The organism is Butyrivibrio sp. AD3002 (assembly GCF_000420905.1).
In the GTDB taxonomy this organism is placed as follows: Bacteria; Bacillota; Clostridia; order Lachnospirales; family Lachnospiraceae; genus Butyrivibrio.
Genome location: NZ_ATVV01000056.1, coordinates 1 through 5,989 on the forward strand (window position 1 = coordinate 1; position 5,989 = coordinate 5,989).

Genomic DNA, 5,989 nt, shown 5'->3' on the forward strand with positions numbered 1-5,989 from the left:
ACATGCCCTGTTCTTTGGGATGCACTAAGCATCCCAAAGGTTCATGCCGCTCTGCGGCATAACAGAAACCTCTTCCGACGCAGAGTCGGTGGAGGTAGTTCATTTTCCTTGCGGCAACAATAATCCATTACATTGCATTATCAGATTAATGAGGAAGGCTGGAGCTTTGTCACGTAAGCTCCAGCCTGGTTTTAATGAAGAAAAGTTTGTGTTCTTATGAGGGGGTTAAGAGATGTTTTTTGTTCTCTTTATTATATGATACAGATAAAATCGTAAGAGAAAGTGACCGATCTGTGTAAAATGTGTGAAATCCTCCTGCGAGACATCTCTGTAAATCGCCGGGTTAGAAATATATATCTGATGATATCGCAACAGAAGGTATTTTTATGGGATATCAGGGTGAGTATACTAAAGAAGTCGTATGAAATCAGTTTTTGGGGAGGGAAAAATAATAGACTAAGCAAAAGGGAAAGCTCCGGGTTCTGCACTGGTCATCCAACCCATTCCATGGGAGATATGCAGTATACCGGAGCTATATCCATAAACTAGAGATACTATCATTTATTTTATTCTTAGGAGAATATCTTTGTAAACAATTGCTTTTTAGCATATCGCACGGTATTGCGATAACAGACTGTAAATTTGAAAGTGCAATTGGATATTACTTTCAAAACCAGCTGTTTTTCTTAACTTTGGTACTAGGAAATCCGGTTGCAGCAAGATAGAATTAATATAACAAGGAGCGAATAACAGCCTCCACATAGGAAAACACAGAGACCAGATGATGACGAGCGTTGGCATGGCTTGCTGTTGTCTGGTCTCGCCAATTAATCACCTCTGATGGGCGTTTTCACTGGAAGCGGCTGGCACTATGCATCTTTATAATCATCAGCTGTTTCTCCGGTCACCTCGCAGTACTTCTTCAGAAGGTCACTATCTGAAAGAGCCTTTAGTTCATCGGCATTTCCGTGACCAAATTCTACTATAACTCCAATAGCTTTTTCTCTGAATTCATCACTCATAGGCGTTCTCCTTTTCATATAGTTGCAAATTTTTATTCATGAAGAATCACTTCCTGTCAGAACAGGAAAAACTGTATACAGGCAAATACAGCGGCGGTTATGAAAAGAACGCCTGCAATTAAAAGCTTTTGCCTAAGCGCAGCAGTATCTGTATATTTCCCATTGAATTCGATTGTATCTATTATTTTTGGATCGTTTTTATTAAATGGAATTATCTTTGCCATAACTGTTCCCTCTTAAGCTGACAATAGACTTCTTGTTTTGAAAATATTAGCTTCTAAATGTGACCATTGTGCGATAAGGGCATAAAACATTTATAAAAAAAGCTGAAAGAAAATGTATAATGGTTTTAAGAAGAAAATGAGAGATGAGAACATTAAAGAGAGCATATAAGAACTGAAGCAAAAAGGAGGAAGCCTATGAAGAAGATACTTCAGCTTGTCAGCGATGATTTTGAGGATCTTGAACTGTGGTGTCCCGTCATGCGCCTTAGGGAAGCGGGATGCAGGGTTGACTTGGTAGCGGAAAAACCGGGACTTTATCATGGAAAGTATGGAGTCCCGTGTGAAGTATCCCTGTCATTTCATGATGTTGACTCAAAGGATTATGATGGTATCCTCGTCCCTGGGGGCTGGGCGCCTGATAAGCTAAGGCGTTTTCCGGATGTCCTACAGATAATAAGGGAGATGAATGATGACAGCAAGCTCATCGGGCAGATATGTCATGCAGGATGGGTGCTTGCTTCTGCCGGTATTTTAGCAGGACGTAAGGTCACAAGTACTCCTGGTATAAGGGATGACCTTTTAAATGCAGGCGCTATTTGGCTCGATGAGCCATGCGTTGTTGACGGGAATATTGTATCAGCAAGGAGACCACCGGATATCCCGGACTACATGAAAGCCCTTGTGGATGTGCTGCAAAGGCAATGATCAGCTTCGATCAAATGATATAACGGGTTCTATTCGTGTTTAGCATGAATAGAACCCGTTTTTTATGCCTGGCAGCACCTTTCCCCGGAATTATCATCATATGAAATACCATTTTCACCCCGAATTTAAACTCAAGTACAGCTTGAATAATTAATTGAAACATAAAGCTGCTCTCGCTAAAATAATAGTGAATATAGAATTATCATTAAACTGTAAGGCAGAGAACTCTCATAAATAGCAGGGAGGGTAAAGATGAGCATAGGTAGTAATATAAAGGGCTTAAGAGAAGACAGGAAATATACTCAGGAGCAGGTTGCAGATGCGCTTGGAGTTACTTTTCAAGCCGTATCGTCCTGGGAAAGAGACGAATATAAACCGGATACTGAAAAACTGATCAAGCTGGCGGAATTTTTTGATGTATCAGTCTCTGCAATTGCAGAAGAGAAGAACAATACATTTAAGACGAAAGAAGCCATCTACGATTGGGAGCACATGAAGACTTATGTAAAGACAACCGCCAGGAATTTCAAGCTTCCCAATACGTTAAAAGCTGTTGATTATGCGATAAAGGCCCATGAAGGACAAAGCAGAAAGCATTCTTCGATTCCGTATATCTATCACCCGCTGAATCTGGCCTGTCATGCATTATCTATGGGAATAGTGGATGATGCTGTAATAGCAGCCTGCCTTCTGCATGATGTAATTGAAGACTGTTCTGTAAAACTGGATGACCTTCCTGTTGACGATGAGATAAAAGGATTGGTAAGCCTGTTGTCCTGTGAAAAAACAAATGACCAGAACCGTAAAGAGATCATAAGCAGCTACTATGAAGCCATTTCTGGAAATCCCAAAGCTTCGCTCATTAAGTGTATGGATAGATGCAATAATCTCACGACAATGCCATGGGGGCTTAGCCGAGACAGAATATATAGAATGATAAAGGAAACGGAAGAGTATTATCCGGTTTTGCTGAAGACCATAAAAGATACTACTGAATATAACAATGCAGCATGGCTTTTAAAGTACCAGATGGAGAGCATGCTTGATATCTATAAAAGACTGCTGTGATTGTATCTTGTCTGATTCGGGAAGAGAGGGTTGTAACTATGAAACCTGTAGAATTTTTGCAGCACTATCGGAATAATGCAGATTTTTACTATCCTATGATCGACCATGAGCGAAGGTACTGGCCCAAGGTTAATAATATCGGGGATATCAATATAGGATGGGATTGCGGTGCGATCGGAAGACGTCCTTATTTTCTGGAATGCTGGTCTGGCGAAGGGACTACTATGATAACCATCTTTATCTCAACGATTGGAATTGAGGAATACACAGTAGAAGAGATTGAAAAGATGCTCATCGGCTCAGGGCTATACTCCCAAAAAGAAGGATACAGGCAGGCCAAGGCAGTATCGGTTAAGGATTCAAATGATAATTCCTTCTTTTCAGTAAACATCGTTGTTGGATTAGAGGAAGAAGATGCTGTGATAGAGGGCCCTATAATCTATTCATTTATCAAATTGAATGAGTTCAATGGATATGCAGAAGTCTAAACTGCATTCAGGTGATTTCCTAGTTGTAAAACATCAAAATAGGCATGCATATACTATCTATTATATTAAGGATGGTGTAGTTACTGCTGGAGGTACCTATACCGGATATCTGCCAAGCGACGACATTTGGATAGATGGATTTGATTTTGCAACTACGGCGTATACTTTTAATTCGAAGGATGGAGCCAAGAAGGTGTGGGAAATCTTTTATCCGGGTGATTACGATGAAGATGTTATCACAATTACCTATGAGGGTCAGGAACCTCAGAAAATATCTGACAGTGAGGAAAGAGCTCTTTTTTCAGAGGAAATACTCGAACCGGCAGGCATACAGTGGAAGACGTTTAACAAAGGCACAGAGGTTGCAAAAGATTAGTCGTTTGATACTTAATCGCTGGTGTATTTGATATTAATGAGTAATAATTATATTTGGAAATTGCTCTGAGGAGAGCATGTAATATCAACTTAAATTGTGCGGGGGTATATATGAGAAACAAGACATCTATTCTTAAACTGGCGGCTGTACCATTATTGGTGCTTTCTTTAAGCGGGTGTGGTATAGGAAGCAGCGTGGAAGGTTCTGAGGCACCTACAGAATCCAGCGAAACAACAGAAACTGTTAGTGATAACTCGGAAGAAACAGCTACAGCTGATACTGAAAAACTTGCAGAAGACGTGGATTCCACCGCTCCTGAAGATAATGAAAGCATGTCTGATTCCAATACTGAAGAGGAGATGACTGAACCAGAAATGGAAGATCCTTATAAGGAGGATGAGAGTAAACCGGCCATAATAGGAACATATAAACCCAGCGAGGTTTATGACTTTTGTAAGGATCAAAGCATAACAGATGCTCTATTTAACTGTACTGTAAATCAAAATGAAGAATATGCGCAAAATGGTGGAGTGGATCTTGGAGAAGCTTTCCCTGAAAAATACAAGGATATTGACCTGGATGGAGATGGACTCACAGATCATATTTCCAGGGTTATAGGCCATACCGGGGATGGATGTATTTATAGTTTCTCTTTTGGCAATGGAATCAGTTTTGTGTCTGCTCCATATCCAATGTATCCAAACACTGGTGAACTGATCTCATTTAGGGATTTTGACTACGATAACGTTGACGAGATACTGATAGTGCACATCACTGACTCGACCGGAGGGCCAATAGCATCGAATTGTGAACTCTATACCTGGTCTGGAAGCGGATGGGAGCAGCATTGGGCTGTAGATGAGGATGGTGCCGCGGGCTTAGTGGGAGTCGGCGAGTTACTGTCTGCTGAAGTAGACTATTATATGGTAAGAGATGTTGAATTAAGGGAAGATGGCATATTTTATTTGATAGATTACGGAATGAAAGATGGGGCGGAAATGACGCTTGATCTTGAAGCTATACAGATAAGCTTTTCCGGACATGATATGCATATGGAAGAACGCTCTGATAAAGAAAACAGGCAGACTCTGGCAGATAAAATCTGGCCATATGGAATATAAAAAATGAGAGAAGGCTGGTAACTTGTCACGAGTTGCCAGCCTATGTTTTTGAACACTATGGTAAATGATTCTGATGGTATTTTTTACGGTGCATTATATACAATATTCTTTGTCCTGAGGTTGTCATTGTAGGAATTTATAACCACGGCATCCCACTGTGTCTGATTACCGCCATACTGTATGGTGGTAAGGTTGGAACACTGATAGAGCGCAAATGCCTCTATTTCTGAAACAGAAGGTATTCGGACAGTCTGCAGATTAGAGCATCCCCAGAACAATCCTTCTGGAAGTGCTGTGAAATTGGTCTCCACACGAGCAGAGGTCACATTTTTACAGTTCTGGAATACATCATCTCCCATGGTAGTGACTGTTGACGGCACAAGCACATAGGAATATGTTGCCTTCAGCAACCGCGCTCGGCGCGAGAATGTCGCAAGCGACATTCTTTCTTGGTCTGTTTGTGCAGATCACAGGCGGATCATTTCACTTGTGATTGACTATCTCATTTTATTTTTACATTTTGGGGTATTGTGACACTCCTAAGACTGGCATAATATGCCCGAAAATTGACTTTAGGCGCATGCTTTACTAAAATATATTTGATATATTTTTAAGGAGCGTATTCCTTGTCAGGATATTCAAAATGGGTTTTAGAACATGCGTATAAGGATAAAGTGAAGCTGCTGACATTGGAAGATCTCTATAAATAAAAACAGAATAGACCCGGCTCAATATATTTATGAACCCCTCCGACTTATAGAAATCGGAGGGGTTTACTTTGTCAGGCAACTGTCAGTAGTTTATTTTTAATGCAGATTTTTGCACCAAGGATCTTTTCAACAGAGTCAGCAAATTCAACTGTGATCCTGCCTGTAGAAACAGATTTTACGATACCCTGGCCATACTTGGTATGAGTAACTGTGCAACCTTCGGGGTAGATATTCTTTATCTCATCATCTGTAAGCTCAGGCTCGACTATTTTTGT

The 5,989-nt window shown here is 40.6% G+C and carries 9 protein-coding genes; 5 read left to right on the forward strand and 4 right to left on the reverse strand.

From position 1 onward, the window contains the following. Positions 1-869: 869 nt before the first annotated feature. On the reverse strand, positions 870-1,022 hold the full coding sequence (locus tag G596_RS25110; RefSeq protein WP_022763551.1) for a hypothetical protein: 153 nt from the start codon (positions 1,020-1,022) through the stop codon (positions 870-872). Between the two features lie 56 nt (positions 1,023-1,078). Beyond that, a complete protein-coding gene (locus G596_RS25115; protein WP_022763552.1) occupies positions 1,079-1,246 on the reverse strand; it encodes a hypothetical protein in 168 nt (55 codons plus the stop codon). 195 nt (positions 1,247-1,441) lie between these two features. Between G596_RS25115 and G596_RS0119930 the strand changes: the two genes are divergently transcribed. The 5 genes from G596_RS0119930 (at position 1,442) to G596_RS0119955 (ending at position 5,004) form a co-directional block, all read left to right on the forward strand. Next, a complete protein-coding gene (locus G596_RS0119930) occupies positions 1,442-1,951 on the forward strand; it encodes a type 1 glutamine amidotransferase domain-containing protein (protein WP_022763553.1) in 510 nt (169 codons plus the stop codon). Positions 1,952-2,203: 252 nt separating this feature from the next. Beyond that, positions 2,204-3,019, forward strand: a complete 816-nt coding sequence (locus G596_RS24250) for a helix-turn-helix domain-containing protein (protein ID WP_022763555.1) — start codon at positions 2,204-2,206, stop codon at positions 3,017-3,019. 38 nt (positions 3,020-3,057) lie between these two features. Further along, positions 3,058-3,507 (forward strand): hypothetical protein, encoded by a 450-nt coding sequence (locus G596_RS0119945; RefSeq protein WP_022763556.1) that lies wholly within the window; start codon positions 3,058-3,060, stop codon positions 3,505-3,507. Next, on the forward strand, positions 3,494-3,883 hold the full coding sequence (locus tag G596_RS0119950) for a hypothetical protein (protein WP_022763557.1): 390 nt from the start codon (positions 3,494-3,496) through the stop codon (positions 3,881-3,883). The genes G596_RS0119945 and G596_RS0119950 overlap by 14 nt, the downstream gene beginning before the upstream one ends. A 110-nt stretch (positions 3,884-3,993) precedes the next feature. After that, the gene (locus tag G596_RS0119955; RefSeq protein WP_022763558.1) at positions 3,994-5,004 is read left to right on the forward strand and encodes a hypothetical protein; all 1,011 of its coding nucleotides are present in this window, start codon (positions 3,994-3,996) and stop codon (positions 5,002-5,004) included. Between the two features lie 83 nt (positions 5,005-5,087). On the opposite strand, the gene G596_RS0119960 is transcribed toward G596_RS0119955, so the two are convergent. Then, positions 5,088-5,414, reverse strand: a complete 327-nt coding sequence (locus G596_RS0119960; RefSeq protein WP_022763559.1) for a leucine-rich repeat protein — start codon at positions 5,412-5,414, stop codon at positions 5,088-5,090. 371 nt (positions 5,415-5,785) lie between these two features. Continuing rightward, a partial coding sequence (locus G596_RS25375; protein WP_026671439.1) for a hypothetical protein occupies positions 5,786-5,989 on the reverse strand: 204 nt, incomplete at its 5' end.

What these genes read in the sequence shown, in the direction of transcription:
- G596_RS25110 (WP_022763551.1), bottom strand. Translation starts at nt 1,022, where the DNA reads ATGAGTGATGAATTCAGAGAAAAAGCTATTGGAGTTATAGTAGAATTT.
- G596_RS25115 (WP_022763552.1), bottom strand. Translation starts at nt 1,246, where the DNA reads ATGGCAAAGATAATTCCATTTAATAAAAACGATCCAAAAATAATAGAT.
- G596_RS0119930 (WP_022763553.1), top strand. Translation starts at nt 1,442, where the DNA reads ATGAAGAAGATACTTCAGCTTGTCAGCGATGATTTTGAGGATCTTGAA.
- G596_RS24250 (WP_022763555.1), top strand. Translation starts at nt 2,204, where the DNA reads ATGAGCATAGGTAGTAATATAAAGGGCTTAAGAGAAGACAGGAAATAT.
- G596_RS0119945 (WP_022763556.1), top strand. Translation starts at nt 3,058, where the DNA reads ATGAAACCTGTAGAATTTTTGCAGCACTATCGGAATAATGCAGATTTT.
- G596_RS0119950 (WP_022763557.1), top strand. Translation starts at nt 3,494, where the DNA reads ATGCAGAAGTCTAAACTGCATTCAGGTGATTTCCTAGTTGTAAAACAT.
- G596_RS0119955 (WP_022763558.1), top strand. Translation starts at nt 3,994, where the DNA reads ATGAGAAACAAGACATCTATTCTTAAACTGGCGGCTGTACCATTATTG.